Raw genomic sequence first — 20,024 nt, forward strand, 5'->3', positions numbered from 1 at the left:
CATGATCAGCAGTAATATTGATCCTCGTCTGGCTGCCCAACAGGCCGATACCAAAGATCTCATTCGTTTCAAGCAGGAGATGGATGGTCTGAAAAAGCGGCTTTCCGAAGGTGTGGACACCAAGGAACAGCAACTCAAGAAAGCGTGTCAAAATTTTGAGGCCGTGTTTATTGGCAAGCTTTGGCAGCAGATGAAGCAGTCTGTCCCCAAGGAAGGCTACCTGCATTCCAAGCAGGAAGACAGCTACATGGGCATGTTTGATAAAGAATTCTCCGAAAAGATGGCCCAAGCGGGTGGAATAGGTTTGGCAGATGTCATTTTTTCTCAGCTCAGTGAGAAGCTCAAGGAGACCAGTAAGACGACATTGGCCGGTGGTGTGGATATCAAGCCATTGGTGCCGCAACCTATCTCCTTGGGCAAGCACGGCGGTGGAATTGCATTGCAGCAAGAGCCGAAGGGCATGACACTGGAAGATTGGGGTGGAACTGAGGACGTCAGTTCTGCTGGCGGGAATCGTATCGATCCGCAGATGACCAGTGAGCAAATTGCAGCCGGGTTGTTGGGGAAGTTCTCCCGTCCGGTTTTGAGTGATATGGAAGTGCAGGCCAAACTTGATGATTTGGCCCGTCGTCTTGAAGCGGACAGAATCCGTGACGGGCTGCCCAGTGCCGGTAGTGGTGTCAGAAGACCCGGTAGCGTTGGGGATGGTTATGAAATTCAGAGTCGCGATGAGCAGGATGGTAATATTGGCCGGAAACTTGCAGAAATTGGGTGAAGGAAAGTTTCCTGATTGTAAGAAAAGTTAAGATTTGTTTTGATTTAAACAAGTTATGTAAGGGAGAGGGGTATGAAGCTCCGTCTGATAGAGGAAAATTTGGTCCGGCAGAACAAGGCAACGATGCTTTTGCTTATTTTGCTTGAGGAAGAATTTTCCCGTCTTGGTCAACTCAAGCCCCAATCGGTTTCTCAAATCGAGTTGTCCATTCAGGAACTCATGCGGCAAATCGTGGCCGAGCGGTATTCCCTGCGTAAATTGATTGGCGGGGTTGACCCCGAGGCTCAGAAAGTCGCTGAGCTTTATCCTCGTATGGAAGAGGCCATGGCAACGAAGTGTCAGGAATTGATCAAGCGTCTGGATGGGATAGAGCAGAAATGCGCTATTCAGGCTGCCAAGAATAATGAAATGGCCATGGCTTTGTTTGATCAGAGTAAGGGCTTGCTTGATTTTATGCATAATCAGATCAAGCCCAAGAATACTTCTGCGTATGCCCGTTCCGGGCGTTTTGCACAGGCTCCAAGCAGTGCTCGGCTTTTGTCTGGGAGGATGTAAATGTCCTTTGGTGCCAATTCCATTCTCGACATGGGCCGGTGGGCTTTGTTTGCATCGCAGACTCAGCTTCAAGTTACTGGTCAGAATATCGCCAACGTCAATACCGAAGGGTATTCACGTCGGTCTGTCGTGTTGGAAGAAGGCCAGTATATCGATTATTCCCCCGGTCAGCTTGGAACCGGTGTGGTTGCCAAGGAAGTCGTCCGACATTTCGATGACATGGTTGAGGCTATGTATCTTCAGCAGTCTTCTCTCACAGACAAGTGGGGCAACCTGTGGGAACAGCTCAAGTCCGTGGAAAACTTGCTCAATGAATCCAGTGGATCGGGTGTCAGTGATTCCCTGTCAAAATATTTCAATTCATGGAACGAAGTCTCCCAACGTCCTGATAATTATGGCGCACGGCAGACCGTACTGAATGATACCGCCACATTGATTTCTACCTTGAAGCAGGTGGATACCGATCTCACGTTGATGCAGGAACGCATCAATAATGACGTATCCGCCCAGGTCGACGAGGCCAATAAGCTCATGGAAGAGATTGCCTCTCTCAACAAGGAGATTCAGGTCCACAACATTGAGGGGCAGAACAATGCCAACTCCCTGTTTGATGAACGGGCTAGAAAGGTTCGCGATCTGGCCAAGCTGGTGGACGTCAAAACTATCGATAATGGTGGCGGAGAGTTTACAGTCCTGACCCAGGCCGGGCAGACTCTGGTCGATGGCGAAAGCCATTTCTCTTTGGAGTTCAATTCCGCAGTCAAGACAGAGGATTTGCGTCCCGATTCTACTTTTGCAGGCAATGTGTATTTCGATGGCAATGATGACTACGAATATACAATTGAATTCGTGGCTTCCAGTTCCGGTTCCAACTTGGCTGGTCAGGTATCGAGCGGGAGTAATGCCGCACAATTCAAGGTTTCTCTTGATGGTGGTGTGACATGGTTGGCCAATGAAGATGGCAGTGAACGCCATTTTGCTGCTCGTGATTATGACAGTCGTGTTAATGTGGAAGGGCTTCAGATCTGGTTCGGTTCCGACACCAATTCAAAGGGTGCGCCTGCAGGAACGTTCCAGAAGGGTGATCGATATATTATCAGTCCGCATCAGGGGCTGTACTGGGTGCAGAATACATCCAATGTGGAAGAAATCACTCCGCAGCAGCATTTTAACGGTGAAGAAAATTCTCGTCGTCTGACTGGCGGTTCCATTGCGGCACTTTTGACTTTCCGTGATACCTACGTTGGTAAGTACCGTTCCAAGCTGGACGAACTGGCCCGGACCGTTGTGTGGGAAACGAACCGCAGGCACAGTCAGGGTGCTGGCCTTCAGACTTTCACGACCCTCGATGGAACGTATCGGGTGGATTACACGGACAAGGCTTTGGCGAGTGATTCTACTGGCCTTGCTTTTGGCGACAAGCTCCAGTCCGGCAGTTCTTTCGTGTATGTTTATGATGAATCCACCGGATTGTTGGCTTCTTCCGCAGCGCTTGATTTTGATGGCAACGGAGGTACGTTCAACCCGGCTATTCACACATTGGAAGATGTAGTGACGGCCTTCGACAACACGTATGGCGGCAGGATTAATGCCTCCATTGTCAACAACAAGATTCGTTTGGAAGCTGCAGACGGATACTCCTTCGCATTCGGTACTGATTCAGCTGGATTATATGCGGCCCTTGGCATCAATACATTCCTTAAAGGCGAAACGCCCAAGGATATGCTGATAAATGAAAAGGTGTCGGGTGATCTTGATTATCTGGCGACTGGGCATGTCAACGGTTCTGGCGAGATGAATGCCGGTGATAACACTACAGCTTTGTCCATGTATAAATTGCGGGAAGCGCAAGTGACCATGCACACCGCCCATGAAGGGGCAACCACTCAGTCCATTCTGGATTATTACAACGGTATTGTGGGTAATGTTGGTTCTGATACCAATAGGGCAGAATTCAACAAGAATTTTTTTGGCACTTTGTCCAATGATTTGAATGAGCGGCAGCAGCAGGTTTCAGGTGTGAACCTGGATGAGGAAATGAGCGACCTCGTCAAGTACCAGGCTTCATACACAGCGGCTGCCAAGCTTATCTCCACGGCTGATCAGATGCTGCAAACGATTTTGTCACTCAAGCCGTAACGAGAGGGAGCTGGAATGCGCGTAACGCAACAAATGCTTTTTGACAGGTATGTCTTCAACTTGAATTCGTCATTGACGGAGTTGATGGACTTGAACGTCAAGGCCCAGACCCAGAAACGGATTAACAAGCCGAGTGATGACCCCACTGGCATGACCCGGATTCTTGATCATCGTGATACTTTGCGTTCTCTGGAACAGTATAACGAGAATATTTCCACGGCCAAGGGTTGGCTTGGGAGCGCTGATGAATCGTTGATGCAGGTGTCCACCATCCTGACTCGTGCCAAGGAACTTGCCGAGCAGGTGGCAACCGGTACTGTTGACGCGAACAACCGTGAACAGGTCAGTTACGAAATGCGGTCTCTGTTCGAACAGTTGATAGGTCTTGCCAACTCTGACTTCGAAGGCAAATCAATTTTTGCGGGTCACAAGGTGAATGACTCCGCGTTCAAAGAGATTATGTGGCTGACGACCAATGACGAGGATTTTGGCACCAATGCCGATTTCACGGTTAATGGTTCTTCCGAGTCAACGGTTCTTGTACAATATTTTGATACGAGTGGCGCCACGGCTGTTGGTGGCAACATGAATCTGTCTGATCCCAACCTTGGTATTCGATATTCCATCGATGGTGGTGATACCTGGCAGAATGATGGAACCATGACAGGCAATACTTTGAATTTGCCGCAGAGTGGGACCAGTGTGACATTTGCCAATGATCCACAGATCAAGGTTAATCATCAGACTGATCCTTCTATCTCGGACGGGACCTGGATGTGGATACGACCTTCGGTTCAGTACATCGGTGATGATGACGATCCGCCGCCGCAGGTTGATGCCATGGGCCCGGGCTCAAATCAGATTAAGGGGAGTGCTTCCGGTTCATTTCTTGATGCCAACGTGACGGTTCGTATTGATAATACGTCTGCCGTGACAATGGATGAGGACATACAATATTCTTACAGCATGGACGGCGGTATCAATTGGGTGACCGGTAACGTGGCACCAGCTGATTCTACGGCCAGCAACGCTGTACTCAGTGTGGCAAACGGTGGAATCCTCACATTGAGCAACGCCGGATCAAATATTCTTGAGCCGGGACAGCAGTATGTCATTCGTCCTAGAAGCGCGGCCATCAAGCTGGATGTCTCGTCCAGTGAGCAAGTGCAGGTAAACTCTGTGGGTAAGGATATTTTTGGTGGGATCTATATGGATCCTGATAATATCCTCGCATCAAATGGTTCTATTGTCCCTTTGTCCAGCATGACTGGTGGCAGGGTGTTTCATGATTCCAATGGTTCTAAAATGGGATTGACCATTCAGGGCGACGACGAAGTTTCACAAAATCTTTTTGAAGTCATGGGTAATTTGGTGGCTTTTGCCGAAACCAACAACCAAACCGGTTGTCAGCAGTCTCTTGCCAATTTGAAAAAGGTACAAGAGCAGGTCATGAATTCTGTTGCGGAGATTGGCGGGCGAGAGAACCGGTTAACGGTGAGCAAGGGCATTCTGGATGGTTTGAAACTCAATGAAGATTCTTTGATCAGTTCCATCGAGGACGCAGATGTGTCGGAATTGATGACCCAACTGGCCCAACAACAGATCGTGTACGAGTCCGTTTTGCGTTCGACCTCCATGATCATGCAGCTTAATCTGGGCAAGTTTATCTAGGTGAAACACTTTACTAAAGTGCATCCGTAATGTAGTCGGCACAGATGTTTCGCGTGATGCGGACAATTCGAAGGAAAGAATTAGGAATCACATGTTGATACTGACCCGGAGACCGGGAGAAAGCCTTTATTTGGGCGATAATATCAAGCTTAAGATCCTGAGTGTTCAGGGAAAGCAGATAAAAATCGGCCTGGATGTACCCGAAGACATGACTGTCTATCGGGAAGAGGTGTATCTTAAGATCAAGGAACAGAACAAGCAGGCGCTGGAGATTAGTCAGCATGACCTGCTCGCGGCGGCTGCGCTATGGCAAAAGAAAGAACACAAAAAATAATGACGCGACTGGGCGAGCGAGAAGTGAGCTCCGAAGGTATCATTTATTTCCCCCGGGGACTCGTGGGGCTTGAAGACAAACGCGAGTTTGCACTTCTGAGCGTTAAGAGCGATGACTCGCCTTTTCTGCTGTTGCAGTGCATAACCGATTCGGGACTCGGTCTCCTTGTGGCAGACCCTTATTCATTTCTTGATGATTATGATGTGAAGATCGAAAATATCGACCGAAAGGCTCTCAAGGTCGAGAATATTCGTCAGTTGGCGATATTGGTGACGGTGACCATTCCACAAGACAAACCCGAAGACACTACTCTGAACCTTCAGGGGCCGATTGTTATCAACACCGAGGCAAGAATAGGTCTTCAGGTTCCACAGACCGAAGCCGGGTATCCCACGCACTTCAATCCGATTAAGGGCTAAGTAAGTCGATCGGTTTCCTTACAGATTAAACGAGAAGATCGAGGTCGTCACGAATGAGATTCGCGGCGGCCTTTTTCAGGTCCGGCTTGTAAGAACCATCTTGAACCTGCTTTTTGAGCTCATCCACTTTTTTACGGCGGACATCAGGTGCTTCGTTTGCCGTCTGAAGGGCTGCACCCCGCAGTCGACCTTCGGAGGACAGGACTACTCGGTCGGCAACTTCACCGGAACCCTTGGAGGTTTCCTGCGTGTGCTGCGGATCCTTGGCCTGTGGCCGTTCGATCTTCTTGTTTGCGTAAGGGTTCTGATCCCCTACAATATTCTTGATAACCATGACATTCCTCCCGTGTATACGGGGCTATCAAAGCATGGTGTCGTCCACCTTTGACAATGTTATTTCCCACAAGCGGCGCATGACTTTGTTCCTTTCGGAACCCTCGATATCATGCGGACCACTTCGTGTCTCTTTCAATATTTGAACGTCGCCGCCTTCAAGGGGATACTCGAAGATGTACCGGCATCCGAATTCCCGTTCAAGCTGGGCAAGAACAGCTTGAACCACCGGGGACGGTTCGGAGTTGACGATCAAGTTTTCAATGACCTCGTGTGCAATGCGCTCTACTAATTCGCGGCGCTTTGCCTGCTTGGCGATGTCGTCCAGAGGTTCGACATCACCCATTGCCTGCCGGAAACGTGCAAGACGTTTCGCGCTCGTAAGTTGCTTCCCATAGGTTCGCAACATATTTCGAACATTGGCAGACGATACATTCACGGTTTTTTTCCTTTCCTTAATTGTTAGGATCGACTGCTGTAAAAAAAACTTTAGGGTGAAACCGGGAAAAAATCTAGAAAAGTGGTTTTTAAATTCAGGCTGAAAATGGTGAATTTGAGAAAAGGTTGAATGTTTTTGTAAGATTAACTATAAATTTGTTCATACTTTGACTCACAAGAAAAAAAACGATTATTTACAAATTAAATGATTTTTACGTGTTTTTTTCTTCCGCAAAAGGCCCAATTCTCTCTGCGTTGTTTACGTTGGCAAGGAGGGTGACATGTGGGCGGTGGTCAGGCATTGTATCAGGGACTTGAAAAACATGGAAATCCGACCTGCGAGGTGAGCATGGGATTGGCCCGGCATATAGAATCGATTCGTGACATCCAATACGGCCAGGATGCAGCCCTTGATGCGTTGCTACTTCATTTCATGACCGAGAATCATCTTGAGTACTCCATTGATCCTGATAAAAATGCATCGGGTGAACAGATTCGTTTTATGATGGCGCTTGAGGAAGGGGAATTTTATGCCCCGTGTTCGGATTGGATGTTTCGTATGCTCCTTGAGGATGGCCTGCCCGAGCGTCTGCTGGAAGAATATCTTGTCCAGTGGAAGACTTTTATCAGTCTGTCCCGTAATTTTTGTACTGACAGAGAGATTGCGCGGCGTTTTATTCAACTGGCTCGGCACAAGTTTCGGATGGTTCTCGCCTCCCCCATTATCTTACCGTCACGTCTGATGAAGCGATTTATTACTATTTTTATGACTCAGAGCGGTATTGATGACCCGTACAGGGATATTCGCAAGGCCCTGAATCGTAAGGCTTCCGAGATAGTAGAAAGTGATGTCTTTGATGCCATGGTCAATGGTTGTCTGGCGAATGTCGAACAGCCCGGTCGTATTGATGATCTTCGTTTCAAGATAGATATGGTTGAAATTGAACGGCTCATGCGGATTTCCACCATGACGGATCATTGGATGCCCGAGACGTTTACGCCAGAAGCGCTTAAATCGTCTGTTCTGTCTGAAGAGGTCAAGGAAGGCTCCCGACTCTTTCATGATGTGTTTGAACGATTGGGCAAGGATAGAGAAAAGCGTCACCGTATTCTTTATCTTCCCAATCGGGCGGGTGGCATCTTGTTTGACTTGCAGGTGGTCCAGACTCTTTTGCGGTTGGGGCATCGCGTGGTCATGGCCTTGAAAGAAGGGTTTTATTTCGAGCATCCGACATTCTGGGATCGCGATAATGATCCGTTGTTGGCCAAGGCGTTTAGCGGAGCGAAATTTGTTAGCGAAGACAGGCTCTCCAAGAACGAATTGCTGGGAATCATGGCACAGCATCCTTTTGTTGTTATTTCTGACGGTACACGGGAACGTTTTAATCCCTATCGTGCGTCTGTGACTTTTGCTCGTGCTTGGAAAGAGTGTGATTTGGTTTTGGCCAAGGGGCAGGCTGTGCACAATCGGCTTATCAAGAGCAGTCATGATTTTACGCGGGATATAGTGAATTTTTATCGGGACGAGCATGGCGAATTTCATTTGCACTATCGTCCCAGACCTGAATCAATTGTTTCTTTTAGTGAGCAGTATATCGCAGCCAAGGCGGATGAAATCATTGCAGAGATGCGGGTTGCCCGGTCTCTGGGTAAGACTGTTATGTTTTACTCTGGTATCATCGGCTCTGTGCCCGGTCAGACTCAGGCCGCCATCAAGGTTATTACCATATTCGTGGAGCATCTTCGTTCACAACTTGACGATGCCTATATTATCAACCCTGGTGAGCATTTTGAAGAGGGTATGGATGCCGATGATCTGATGTTCATGTGGGAAAAGGTCCAGCGAAGCGGCTACATCAATGTCTGGCGTTTCCAGACGTATTTCGATATTGAGAAGAGCTTTGAGTTGATGGGCCGAAAGGTCCCGCCGGTATGGACCGGCAAAGATGCTACTTATTCGACCGGATGCACCAAGGAAATGCACATTGCTTTGGATGTTCAGAGGGTGCATCCAGAGTTGCAGATAATCGGGCCGAACCCCGAAAAGTTCTTCCGTAGGCGGGAGTACGGGGTGGGTAAATTCTGTGATGTAGCTATTGATTCGTGTGGATAGAGGTTCTAAGTCAGACTTTCAACAAATGTGGAATATGAAAGCACACATACACATTTTTGCATGGCGAACGATGCGGCTTTTGGTCGCAATGTTGTGCATGGCGGCACTCTTTTCCTGCGTGAAGGATGGTTCGTTCTTTCGCGTCAAGGTTGAATCTCCTCCTGCGGTGGAATCTGAGAAGTCTGTGGAATTGGTTGAGGAAGCGTGTTCCGGTAGTCTGTGTGGTTCCCGAGTCACAGATAAATTGACTTTGCGCATGGTTCGTGAACCAGAGTCCGTTCCTGCCTGTGACATGTTTTTCCCGTTATCCAATGTTGAAGGAGCCGAGAGTACTGCTCGGATTGATATCGCTAGTCAGGGGCTTTCGTCATGGACAGCGTTGGAGGGGCCGGTTCAACGCAGCCTTGAATACGCTTTGAATATGGATCAGGATGGCCCTGCACTGGTACGGCCCGGTATGGTTTTGACTTGGGGACAGGTTGTTTGTTCACTGGAAGAATTTCTTGATTTATTGCCACACCTTGATGATGCCCCGGAGTTGCTTGGCCAGCGTTTTGTTTGGTACGGTATGCGGAAAAAACCTGTTATGACAGGGTATTATACGCCGGAGATTCAGGCTAGTCTAACCCGACAGCCCGGATATGAATTCCCGATTTATGGCGTTCCTGAAGATCTTCGTTATGGCAAAGTGCGCGGGTACAAGCAGTTTTATCGAGTGGAAAAGGGCCGTGTTCTGCCCTACTATGAACGTGGCGATATGGATGTACACAAGGTCTTGACTGGGCGTGGATTGGAAATAGCCTGGGCTAAAGATCCCATTGATGTTTTCTACATGCAGGTGGAAGGGTGTGGGCGGCTACGGTTGCCTGATGGCACCACAAGAAATGTGCTGTACGGGGCCAAGAATGGATACGGTTTTAGAAGCCTTGGACGTATTCTTCATTCGCAGGGATTGCTTCCTCAAGGGAAATTGTCCAAAGGACATGTTAAATCCTATTTTGCCAAGAATCCCGAAAAGATGTTTCAATTGATGGCGGAAAATCGGAGCTATGTTTTCTTTCGTTTAGAGAACTCGCCGCCCGAAGGGACCATTGGAAAGCCGTTGACGCCGATGGTCTCACTGGCTACAGACCGAAAGCTCCTGCCGCTTGGCAGTTTGCTCGCCTTTGAAGCCGAGATTCCTGAAGCCAGGGACGGACGACCAATCGGCAAGCGGACAGTGTCTGGCATCGGGCTGGCTCAGGATACAGGAACAGCCATCCGTGGAACGCGGGTGGATTATTACATAGGCGAGGGAAACGCGGTGGAGCCCATTGCCAACAATATAAAAACAGAGGCCACCGTGTATCTCCTTATAAGCAAAGAAGCACTCATCAATGGCTGATATTACCATAGACATTACCAAAGAGACTCTTCAGGACGCAATCGCTCACCAGACCCGGTCTGTGATGGATTGGCATTATGGCGAACCCGTGTATGAGGGAGACCCTGCCGACGACTTGAACGGGGTGCCCGGTTTACGTGAACTCATAGCTCGTCAGCACTGGGCCAATTTTCAGCTCTGGCATGTGGAAGATCGCGCCCGTCGTAAAGACGTGGAAGCCAAGGTCATCGCTGATTGCAAATACGCCATCGATAAGCTTAACCAGAAGCGCAACGATTTGATCGAGCGGGTGGATGAGTGTCTGATCGGTATGCTTTCTCCGTTGTTGCCCGGTGATGCTGCCGAAAGGTACAACACTGAGACCGTAGGGGCCGCTTTGGACAGATTGTCCATTCAGGCACTCAAGATTTTTCATATGAAAGAGCAGTGTAGCCGCAAGGATGTCGATGAAGCCCATGTGGATCAGTGTAATGCTAAAGTCGAAGTCTTGGTGCGCCAACATGGAGATTTGGGGCAGGCCATTTTGGAATTGATTGATGAATACGCTGCAGGCACCAAGAAGCCCAAGGTGTATTTCCAATTCAAGATGTACAATGACCCCAGTCTGAACCCGGAACTCTACAAAAATAAATCATAGGTAAGCGACATGTCCCGCTACGAAACCGTTATCGGCCTTGAGGTGCACGCTCAGCTCAAGACCAAGACCAAGATTTTCTGTTCCTGTTCCACTGAATTTGGAAAGGATCCTAATGAGAATGTGTGTGCAGTCTGTTCCGGTATGCCCGGTGTCTTGCCCGTACTTAACGAAAAGGTGGCCGAGTACGCGACCAAGATGGGGATTGCTACCAATTGCGAGATCAACCTCAAGTCCGTATTTGCGCGTAAGAATTATTTTTATCCCGACTTGCCCAAAGGCTATCAGATTTCCCAGTTTGAACTGCCTATCTGTGAACATGGGCATGTCGATATCGAAGTTGACGACGAAAAGAAACGTATCGGTGTGACTCGTATCCATATGGAAGAGGACGCGGGTAAGAGTATCCATTCTGCGGCTGATAATGCCAGCTTTGTGGACTTGAATCGGACCGGCGTACCGCTCATCGAGATCGTGTCTGAGCCGGATATGCGGAGTGCCGAGGAAGCGATTGCCTATCTCAAGGAAGTTCGGTCCGTCCTCCTTTACCTTGGTATCTGTGACGGCAACATGGAAGAGGGGAGCTTTCGTTGTGATGCGAATATTTCCGTTCGTCCTTATGGACAGGAAGAATTTGGAACCCGTGCGGAGTTGAAGAATCTCAACTCCTTTAAGCATATTCTCAAGGCCATCAAGTATGAAGTGGATCGTCAGATCGATCTCGTAGAAGATGGTGAAAAAGTTGTGCAGGAAACTCGGCTTTTCAACGTGGACAAGGGCATCACTCAGTCCATGCGTGGCAAGGAAGAGGCGCACGATTATCGCTATTTCCCGGATCCGGATCTTGTTCCGTTGGTTCTTGATGAAGCGTGGGTCAAACAGTGGCAGTCTGAATTGCCTGAGTTGCCCCGTGATAAGCGTGAACGGTTCATGGTCGAATATACGTTGGCCGACTATGATGCTGCGTTGATCACAACTGATCGAACTGTTGCTGAATATTTTGAAGCTGCAGTCAAGGCGTACAACGGTGAAGCCAAGAAGGTCACCAACTGGGTGGTCGGCGAATTGCTGCCGTTCTGTCATGAAGTTGAGTCTGAAGCCTGCGATGTAAAGCTTTCGCCTGAAAAGCTGGCAGCTTTGCTTACGTTGGTTGATGACGGGACCATTTCCGTCAAGATCGGTAAGGATATTTTCCGTGATCTCTGTGAGTCCGGTGATGATCCTGCAGAATACGTCAAGGCCAAAGGGCTTGCGCAGATGTCTGATTCCGGTGAACTGGAAGCCATGGTTGATCAGGTTATTGCTGATAATCCTTCTGAAGTGGAAGCATTCAAGGGCGGCAAGAAAAAACTTATGAGCTTTTTCATGGGACAGGTCATGCGCCTTTCTAAAGGCCAGGCCAACCCCGGAATCGTGACCAAGATGATTCAAGAAAAACTCTCATAATCGAGATTTTTAGAATTCCCTTTTTTGATCATGCATTGAATTTTGACTAAAACCCAATCGGCGCATATGGGCCTTTGCTGACCTTGAAACATAGAGCGCCACGATACAAAGTTTTGGAGATTCTTAAGAGCCTTTTTCAAAAGGTTCTTGAGCCGCCGGAGGCAAAAAAATGACTGAACATATTCAATATTCCTCGGAAAAAGACGCTCTTATTCTTCTCGACCAACGATTCTTGCCCAATCGCGAGGATTGGTTCGAATGCAAGACCACGGACGATATTTGTTTCGCTCTGGTGGTTATGGTCGTGCGTGGTGCGCCCGCTATCGGCGTGACCGCTGCCTATGGCTGTTATCTGGCTGGTCGCGAAGTTCAGGGCATGGATGGCGACTGGAAGGTGAATCTTGAGGCCAAGCTCGACCAGATTCATGATGCCCGCCCGACCGCAGTCAACCTGCGTTGGGCCGTGCGCGAGATGCGTCGTATCTGGAAAGAAGCTGGTGATGTTTCTCTTGAGAAGTTGCTGGAAACCTGGCTGGAAAGAGCCAAGGAAATCCATGTCGGCGATATCGAAATGTGCGAGCTTATCGGCAAGTTTGGCGGAGAACTCATGGACGATGGCGATACCATCATGACCCATTGTAATGCCGGTGCGCTGGCTACTGCCGGATACGGCACGGCTCTGGGCGTGGTGCGTGGTGCCATTGATCAGGGCAAGAAAGTGTCTGTCATTGCCAACGAGACCCGTCCGTTTTTGCAGGGCGCACGCCTGACCGCGTATGAACTGCATAAGGATGGTGTCCCGGTAAAGGTCGCCTGCGATAACGCCTGCGCATTGCTCATGAAGCGTGGATTAGTGGACAAAGTGGTGGTCGGCGCTGACCGTATTACTGCTAACGGGGATGCCGTGAACAAGATTGGTACCTTCGGCGTAGCCATTATAGCTGATCGGTTCAACATTCCTTTTTATGTGGCCGCTCCGCAGTATACCATCGATACCGAGACGTTGTCCGGTGACGATGTGCCTATTGAGGACCGCGATCCCAGAGAAGTAACGCATATCGGCGATCATCGTATTCCACCCGAAGGCGTTGAGGTTTATAACCTCGCATTTGATCCGACTCCCAATGATCTTATTGCTGGTATTATCACGGAAAAAGGTGTGTTGTACCCGCCATACACCGAGTCCATCAAAAAACTCTTTGCGGATTACCCGGAAGGATAGACTCGACATTCTTTTAAAGATAGGCTAATCCCGCGCTTCCCCTGTTAACGGAAGTGCGGGATCTTATCGTTCTCGCGTCATTTTTATAATCTGGAGCCAATATGCTGCCAATCGTCGCCCTTGTGGGTCGCCCCAATGTGGGTAAGTCCACACTTTTCAACCGTCTACTCAGGAAAGCGCGGGCCATTACCCACGATTTGCCGGGAGTGACGCGCGACCGCATCTATGGCGAATGCCGGATGGGTGACGTGCGTTTTGATCTCGTCGATACTGGCGGTATGGTGCTTGAATCAGAAGCCACACCCGAATTGTCCAAAGATTTTGAAGACGAGATTTTTGAACAGGCTCAGGAAGCCATTGAAGAGGCTAATGCCATCATCTTCGTGGTGGACGGCAAGGAAGGTCTGACTCCGCTTGATCAGCAAGCTGCAGAATATGTGCGTCGTTCCGGCAAGCCTGTGTTCATGCTTGTGAATAAGGTGGACGGCAGTGAGTTTGCCCCTCAAATGACGGGCGAATTTCATGAGCTTGGTATCGAGTTTATGCCTGTTTCCGCTGCTCATGGTTATAATTTGCATGAAGTGCGTCATCGGGTGAAACAGTTCGTTATTGATCTGAATATCCCTGAAGATGAAGACGACGGTATTGAAAAAGGTTTGCGTCTGACCATGCTCGGCCGTCCCAACGCCGGTAAGTCTTCCATTATCAATGCGGTTATCGGCAAGGATCGGCTTATCGTTTCCGATGTGGCTGGAACCACCCGTGATTCCATTGACGTTACTTTCGAGAAGCGGGATAAGCGGTATACCTTCGTTGACACGGCGGGCGTTCGCAGAAGGGCCAATATTCAGGACCATCTGGAAAAGATCAGCGTTATTCGTGCCCTGAAAAACTCCAGACGATCTGATGTGACCATCCTGACTATTGATATAACCCTCGGGGTTGGGCGGCAGGATAAACGACTCATCGAATTTTTGGCCAAGGAAAAGACCCCGTTTATCGTGGTGGTGAATAAGGCTGATCTGGTCCCTCGTAATGAGACCAATCGGGCTTTGGAAGCATTCAGAAATGAATTGCGTATCATTCCGCACGTCCCCATCGTCATGACGAGTGCACAGAAAGGCGTGGGTATTGGAAAACTCCTTCCCATCGCCGAGGCCATGCGTAAGGAGTGCCAGATTCGTATTGGTACCGGAATCCTTAATAGATCGCTTCAGGCCGTACTGGAGCGCCAACAGCCGCCTGTTGTAAAGCGTCGCAGACCTAAATTTTTCTATGTGACCCAGGCTGACGAGGAAATTCCGACATTCGTGTTCTTCTGTAACGATCACGCCATCGTCAAGACATCCTACGTCCGTTATCTGGAAAACCAGTTCCGCAAGATGCTTGGCATCAAGACCGCGCCTGTGAATATTGTGTTCCGGTCCAGTCATGACAAGAAGGAATGGCAGAAGAGTCGTGGCATTTCCTCTATGGGCAAACGTGGTCCGGGCCGTGAACGCATGGGCGGTGCCAAGACCCGTCGTCATGAGACCAAATACAAGGCTCTCAAGAGCAAGCGGCGCAGAGATGAAAAAGATGAGAAAGAAAAGAGAGGGAAAAGAGGTAAATAACGGTTCTCTTTGTTGACAAGGAACCGTTGAAGAGTGTAGACGATTTTTCCTCGACACGTTGTTGTCACCAACAACAGGTTCGGGATAGGAGAAGTGGCCGAGTTGGCTGAAGGCGCACGCCTGCTAAGCGTGTATGGGGCCTTAAACTCCATCGAGAGTTCAAATCTCTCCTTCTCCGCCATATTTTAAGGGCTTACGATGTAAATCGTAAGCCCTTTTTTGGGTGTGTTTTGGGTGGTGTAAACAGGGGAGTGTGGAACAAAGTGTGAACATTTTGTTTGGGGAATGGTTTTCAGTGATCCCCAAAAAGAGCTAACAGGTAGCGTGCTGGGGGGGGGGCGGTCGTAAAGATAAGAAAAGATGACCACGCGATCGCCTTTTTGATTTGTCGACTTCCATGGTTTTTTATATTGATTTTGCTGGAAATAATATTGAACCGGGAGTAGTGTTAATTTTTGATATCGACGGGTAATTATTTAGTGCGTTCTAAAAAAACTTAGGAGCAGAAATGCCTAGTAATCCTCCTTCTTCTCGTAACACCCTTCAAGGTGAGTCCTTCGAGGAGAACGGAACTGAATACATTCTGTCTTTACCTCCGTATTATGCTGAAATATTTCAGGAGTTAGAGTCAGAGGTTTTTGCAAAAATGGTGGAAGTGCCTCCGCGGTCGTTTATGCAAACCAACAAGGTTTACCAGTTGGCAAAACCTGCCACACAAGAGGCGAAGCGAATTGAGCGGTTTATCAAGATTCATAAGCGTGTAGTTATCATCAAGATAAATCGAAATATAACGGAGCATTTCTCAAACGAATTGGATTCATGCACAGCCATTGAATATATTTTTGATTTTGAGAAAAATGACAAGACTCACTATGGCAAGATGTTTAACAAGGCCAAATACAATCGGCATGAACCCTCGATTCGCGGTTTAATCTCAGCCTTATCTATCATTGCCAAGCAGCTTCCATATGGGCAACATCTGACCGGTATTTTTATATCCTACGTACCGCCATATTCAGGCAAACCATATTATTTGCCGAAGATATTAGCGCATGGTGTGGCTGCGGAGATCAACAGTGCTGGCGGAAAATTGAAGTGTCATGTGCTTGACACATGGTTGAATGTAGAAAAGCCAGAGTTCAAGAGTCTTCCGATAGCTGAGAAGTATGCAAAGTGGGAGGAGTTGCTTGCTGGGCAAGTTGGTAGGCAGACCGATCAGAAACACTGGATGCCAGTCATTGTCATTGAGGATAACTATCAATCTGGCACGACGTTGTGGTCGTATGCAAAATATCTTAAGAGTCTAGGGTGCCCTGAAGTTCACGGACTTTGCTGTGTGAAGCTTATGAGAGATACGGATAATCAATAAGAATGCCGTCAAATACCGAAATCATATTACATTTGCTCCAAACCAAAGGGCTTGGCCCTAAGGGATTGCGAAAGGTTTTTGCTGGTTTGATTGCTAGCAAATCGTCTTTTGCCGATATGTTGGGGATGAGCGTTGAGCAAGTAGTTATGAAACTCGGCCTAGGGCAGAAGCTTGCGGAACGGATTTTAAATTTTAAAGCGAGTGATCTTAGCAAAGCGCTTGAAGATAATGTTGTGTCTGTTTTGCCCATCATTGATGACTCCTATCCTATGCGTTTAAAAATGACCTTGGGGGATGCGGCTCCACCTGTCCTTTTTGCTAAAGGGAATTTAGATATTCTGGATGATAAGTCTGTGGGGTTTTGTGGCGCCAGAAAAGCATCAGAGAAAGGGCTGCTGGTTGCCGCTTTGTGCGCTGAGGCTTTGGTTAAAGAGGGGGTAAACGTTTCAAGCGGTTATGCCAATGGCGTAGACATGAAAGCGCATACTTCTGCTTTAGAGCATGGTGGTACTACAACAATAGTCTTGGCTGAGGGCATCCAGAATTTTCGTATAAAAAAAGAGATCAAAGATTTTTTTGATGAAGACAGGGCCGTAATTGTTTCTGAGTTTTTTCCTACCGGACGTTGGTTCGTATCAAATGCAATGCAAAGAAATAGAACCATTTTAGGGCTGTCCAAGGCCATGATGGTTATCGAGGCTGCCATGAAAGGTGGAACGTTTTCTGCTGCTATGGATGCCATCGAGCATCGAGTTCCGTTATTTTTTGCAGATTACGAAGTTGATAATGTTTCTTCGGAAGGCAATCGCTATTTTCTTTCAAAAGGAGCAAATGCAATTCGGGCAAATCGTCATGGTAAACCTAATATTGATGGTGTTATGCGAGCCGTTAATCGCGCCGAGGAGTTCTGTTCGACCAGCAGCAAACAGTTGCAACTGATTTAGCATTTAGTCTAATGCGTGCTGAGTTCTTTAGATCATTGTTTTTTGTGCAATTGATGAATTCAAAAAAAGGGGAGGGCTGCATATGCAGCCCTCCCCTTAAATCTCAGAATGAGTGTTCTACCTAGATGGAATCCAGGTATGCTTTGAAGGATGCTGTGGCCGGTTTGCCGTCGGCGGTGGTGACGCCTTTGAGCCAATTTTCGTATGTGGCGGGATTGGCCTTGAGCCATTTGAGACCGGCTTTGCTCAGACCGATGGTCTTGTCATTGTGAACGGAAGTCATGATCTGGTTCATCATGGACACAGGGAAGGTCATGTTCTTGAATAGTTTGGCCACGTTGGGGTTGTCTTGTTCCAACCCTTTACGGATATTGGTATAGACCGTTGCGGTGCCATTGTTGCCGCCGAAGGTCTGGTCTGTGCTACCTGTGAGATAGGTCATGTCGATGCGTTCGTTCATGCTGTGCGGAGCCCAGCCGAGGAAGACGATCCACTTATCGTTTTTGGCGTAGGCTTGGGCCTGGGCGAGCATGGCAACTTCGCTGGAAGCAACCAGCTTGAATTTGCCAAGTCCGAACATGTCCTTGTCGATCATATCTTGAATGATCATGTTGCCATCGTTGCCTGGCTCGATGCCATAAATTTTCCAATCGAGCTTGTCGCCGAATTTGGCGATATCGCTAAAGTCTTTGAGGCCTGCTTTTGCGCAGAAGGTCGGTGTGGCGAGGGTATATTTCGCGCCGGGCATGTTCGCGACGTATTTGATGACCTTGCCGGTTTTGAAGAATTTGTCTGCGATGTTGGCCATGGAAGGCATCCAGTTTCCAAAGAACACATCGGCATCGCCGCTGGCAAGAGCAGTGTATGTGATGGGCACCGAGAAGACTTTGTTCTCGGACTCGTAGCCAAGGCTTTCGAGAACGGAAACAGCGATTTCCGATTTAATGGTCACTCCGGTCCATGAGACGCTGGCGACGGTAATTTTTTCAGCTGCGTGTGCAGCGAAGGCGGAGCAGAAAAGGGTTGCGATGATGAACGAAGCGAAGATAATCCGCTTAAGGCCAGAAGACATTAAACCTCCACGGTTAAAATTACTGGGACAGCTGCTGATTAGGGAGCCATTCCCATACGCACGAATGTGCGCGTGGTTTTATGCTCAGCCGCCAAACCAGTTGATGGGTTTGGTGGCATAGTTGCGGTAAATGTGTTTGACCTCGGTATATTCTTCGAGGCCGATTTTTCCGAGTTCACGGCCCAAGCCGGATTGTTTGTAGCCGCCCCAAGGGGCTTGCACGAAGTATACATTGAAGTCGTTTACCCACACCGTTCCAAAACGGAGCGCCTTGGAAACACGTTCGATGCGGTCGACATTGCTGGTCCAGAATCCTGCGGACAGACCGTAAATGGTGTCGTTGGCCCGTTCTATGGCTTCTTCTTCTGTATCAAACCGTTCGATCGTGATGACGGGGCCGAAAACTTCTTCCTGCACAATGCGCATGTCATTCGCGCATTCGGAGAATAAAGTCGGCATGCAGAAATACCCTTTTTGCAGGGCTGGATCAGTCGGGCGTGTTCCACCCAGAAGGAGCTTGGCACCCTCGTTTTTTGCTATTTCAATGTAGTTTTTTACCTTGGCGAGATGGGCGGCGGAGATAAGCGGTCCCATTTGGGTCTTTTCATCGAAACCGTTGCCTACGACAATACGCTCCATGCGCTGACGCAGGGCTTCCACAAAGCGGTCGTGGATGCCGGACTGTACCATGACTCGGGCGCCAGCAGAGCATATCTGACCTGCATGGAAGAAAACGCCGTTGAGGGCGTAGTCCACGGCAAGGTCAAAGTTTGCGTCATCGAAAATGATATTGGGATTTTTGCCGCCCAGCTCCAAGGCCACTTTTTTCACGTTGCCTGTTGCGGCCCGCATGATGGTCTTGCCGGTGGCAATACCGCCAGTAAAGGAAATGAGGTCGACGTCATCACTCTCAGCCAGTTCTGCACCCACTTCCGGGCCGGGGCCGAGCACTGTGTTGATGACACCAGCCGGAAATCCGGCTTCTTCAGCGAGTTCTGTTACCTTGAGGGTGGTCAGCGGGGTGATCTCGCTTGGTTTCATGACGATGGTACATCCTGCGGCCAGCGCTGGGGCCATCTTCCATGAAGCCTGAAGCAGTGGGTAATTCCAAGGGGATACCTGTCCACAGACACCCACCGGCTCACGTATCACTGTGCTGGTCGAGTCCGGGTTGGGTGAGGCGATAACCTCGCCGCCGTCCTTGTCTGCCAGCCCTGCGAAGTAACGGAAAATACCCGCGATATCATCCATATCCCACCGGCTTTCCTCCACAGTCTTTCCTGTGTCGAGACTTTCCAGTCGGGCCATTTCTTCGCGGTCGCGCTCGATGAAGTCGGCTAATTTGAAGAGGAGTTTTGCCCGTTCAGATGCTGGCGTTTGCGGCCAGCCTCCCTGATCGAAGGCATGGCGTGCCGCTTTGATGGCCGCTTTGGTGTCATCGCGATTTCCTTCGGCGACCATCGCAATGGTCGAAGCGTCAAACGGGTTCAGTATGTCGCGTTCCTTGCCGGAGCACGATTCGATCCATTGGCCGTTGATATAGAGTTTGCCTTTGATCATGGT

At 49.0% G+C, this 20,024-nt stretch carries 18 protein-coding genes and 1 tRNA gene; 15 read left to right on the forward strand and 4 right to left on the reverse strand.

The genetic code is table 11. The features are described from left to right. The first annotated feature begins 1 nt into the window (after position 1). The 6 genes from SYK_RS00275 to fliW all read left to right on the forward strand — a co-directional run bounded on the left by SYK_RS00275 (position 2) and on the right by fliW (position 5,893). Positions 2–775 (forward strand): rod-binding protein, encoded by a 774-nt coding sequence (locus tag SYK_RS00275; protein WP_281761628.1) that lies wholly within the window; start codon positions 2–4, stop codon positions 773–775. 72 nt (positions 776–847) lie between these two features. Further along, positions 848–1,330, forward strand: a complete 483-nt coding sequence (gene flgN / locus SYK_RS00280) for a flagellar export chaperone FlgN (protein ID WP_281761629.1) — start codon at positions 848–850, stop codon at positions 1,328–1,330. Then, on the forward strand, positions 1,331–3,469 hold the full coding sequence (gene flgK / locus SYK_RS00285; RefSeq protein ID WP_281761630.1) for a flagellar hook-associated protein FlgK: 2,139 nt from the start codon (positions 1,331–1,333) through the stop codon (positions 3,467–3,469). Between the two features lie 15 nt (positions 3,470–3,484). After that, positions 3,485–5,140: a flagellar hook-associated protein FlgL gene (gene flgL / locus SYK_RS00290; protein ID WP_281761631.1), complete on the forward strand. Its 1,656-nt coding sequence runs from the start codon at positions 3,485–3,487 to the stop codon at positions 5,138–5,140. Between the two features lie 91 nt (positions 5,141–5,231). Continuing rightward, a complete protein-coding gene (gene csrA, locus SYK_RS00295; protein ID WP_281761632.1) occupies positions 5,232–5,474 on the forward strand; it encodes a carbon storage regulator CsrA in 243 nt (80 codons plus the stop codon). Next, positions 5,474–5,893: a flagellar assembly protein FliW gene (gene fliW / locus SYK_RS00300; RefSeq protein WP_281761633.1), complete on the forward strand. Its 420-nt coding sequence runs from the start codon at positions 5,474–5,476 to the stop codon at positions 5,891–5,893. The genes csrA and fliW overlap by 1 nt, the downstream gene beginning before the upstream one ends. Positions 5,894–5,918: 25 nt before the next feature. On the opposite strand, the gene flgM is transcribed toward fliW, so the two are convergent. Then, positions 5,919–6,227: a flagellar biosynthesis anti-sigma factor FlgM gene (flgM, locus tag SYK_RS00305; RefSeq protein ID WP_281761634.1), complete on the reverse strand. Its 309-nt coding sequence runs from the start codon at positions 6,225–6,227 to the stop codon at positions 5,919–5,921. Between the two features lie 27 nt (positions 6,228–6,254). After that, positions 6,255–6,665 (reverse strand): DVU0524 family FlgM-associated protein, encoded by a 411-nt coding sequence (locus SYK_RS00310; protein ID WP_281761635.1) that lies wholly within the window; start codon positions 6,663–6,665, stop codon positions 6,255–6,257. A gap of 348 nt (positions 6,666–7,013) precedes the next feature. On the opposite strand from SYK_RS00310, the gene SYK_RS00315 reads away from it, so the two are divergent. The 9 genes from SYK_RS00315 to SYK_RS00355 all read left to right on the forward strand — a co-directional run bounded on the left by SYK_RS00315 (position 7,014) and on the right by SYK_RS00355 (position 17,389). Beyond that, positions 7,014–8,777, forward strand: coding sequence for an ARMT1-like domain-containing protein (locus tag SYK_RS00315; protein WP_281763296.1), 1,764 nt, complete (start codon positions 7,014–7,016; stop codon positions 8,775–8,777). A 34-nt stretch (positions 8,778–8,811) separates the two neighbouring features. Then, a complete protein-coding gene (locus SYK_RS00320) occupies positions 8,812–10,161 on the forward strand; it encodes an MltA domain-containing protein (RefSeq protein ID WP_281761636.1) in 1,350 nt (449 codons plus the stop codon). Next, positions 10,154–10,798: a DUF4254 domain-containing protein gene (locus SYK_RS00325; RefSeq protein WP_281761637.1), complete on the forward strand. Its 645-nt coding sequence runs from the start codon at positions 10,154–10,156 to the stop codon at positions 10,796–10,798. Before SYK_RS00320 ends, SYK_RS00325 begins: the two co-directional genes overlap by 8 nt. Before the next feature lie 9 nt (positions 10,799–10,807). After that, the gene (gatB, locus tag SYK_RS00330; protein WP_281761638.1) at positions 10,808–12,241 is read left to right on the forward strand and encodes an Asp-tRNA(Asn)/Glu-tRNA(Gln) amidotransferase subunit GatB; all 1,434 of its coding nucleotides are present in this window, start codon (positions 10,808–10,810) and stop codon (positions 12,239–12,241) included. 169 nt (positions 12,242–12,410) lie between these two features. Beyond that, positions 12,411–13,463 carry an S-methyl-5-thioribose-1-phosphate isomerase gene (gene mtnA, locus SYK_RS00335; protein WP_281761639.1) on the forward strand — a complete coding sequence of 351 codons (1,053 nt, stop codon included), beginning with the start codon at positions 12,411–12,413 and terminating at the stop codon, positions 13,461–13,463. Positions 13,464–13,564: 101 nt separating this feature from the next. Beyond that, positions 13,565–15,076: a ribosome biogenesis GTPase Der gene (gene der / locus SYK_RS00340; protein WP_281761640.1), complete on the forward strand. Its 1,512-nt coding sequence runs from the start codon at positions 13,565–13,567 to the stop codon at positions 15,074–15,076. Between the two features lie 87 nt (positions 15,077–15,163). Continuing rightward, a tRNA-Ser gene (locus SYK_RS00345) sits at positions 15,164–15,257 on the forward strand. A gap of 327 nt (positions 15,258–15,584) precedes the next feature. Further along, entirely contained in the window at positions 15,585–16,445 is an 861-nt protein-coding gene (locus tag SYK_RS00350) for a hypothetical protein (RefSeq protein WP_281761641.1), read from the forward strand. 2 nt (positions 16,446–16,447) lie between these two features. Then, positions 16,448–17,389: a DNA-processing protein DprA gene (locus SYK_RS00355; RefSeq protein ID WP_281761642.1), complete on the forward strand. Its 942-nt coding sequence runs from the start codon at positions 16,448–16,450 to the stop codon at positions 17,387–17,389. A gap of 121 nt (positions 17,390–17,510) precedes the next feature. Here the strand turns inward: SYK_RS00355 and SYK_RS00360 are convergent, their stop codons facing one another. Next, a complete protein-coding gene (locus SYK_RS00360) occupies positions 17,511–18,461 on the reverse strand; it encodes an ABC transporter substrate-binding protein (RefSeq protein ID WP_281761643.1) in 951 nt (316 codons plus the stop codon). Positions 18,462–18,545: 84 nt separating this feature from the next. After that, the gene (gene betB / locus SYK_RS00365) at positions 18,546–20,021 is read right to left on the reverse strand and encodes a betaine-aldehyde dehydrogenase (RefSeq protein WP_281761644.1); all 1,476 of its coding nucleotides are present in this window, start codon (positions 20,019–20,021) and stop codon (positions 18,546–18,548) included. Between the last annotated feature and the right edge of the window lie 3 nt (positions 20,022–20,024).

This window comes from Pseudodesulfovibrio nedwellii, from assembly GCF_027923765.1.
Taxonomy (GTDB): Bacteria; Desulfobacterota; Desulfovibrionia; order Desulfovibrionales; family Desulfovibrionaceae; genus Pseudodesulfovibrio; species Pseudodesulfovibrio nedwellii.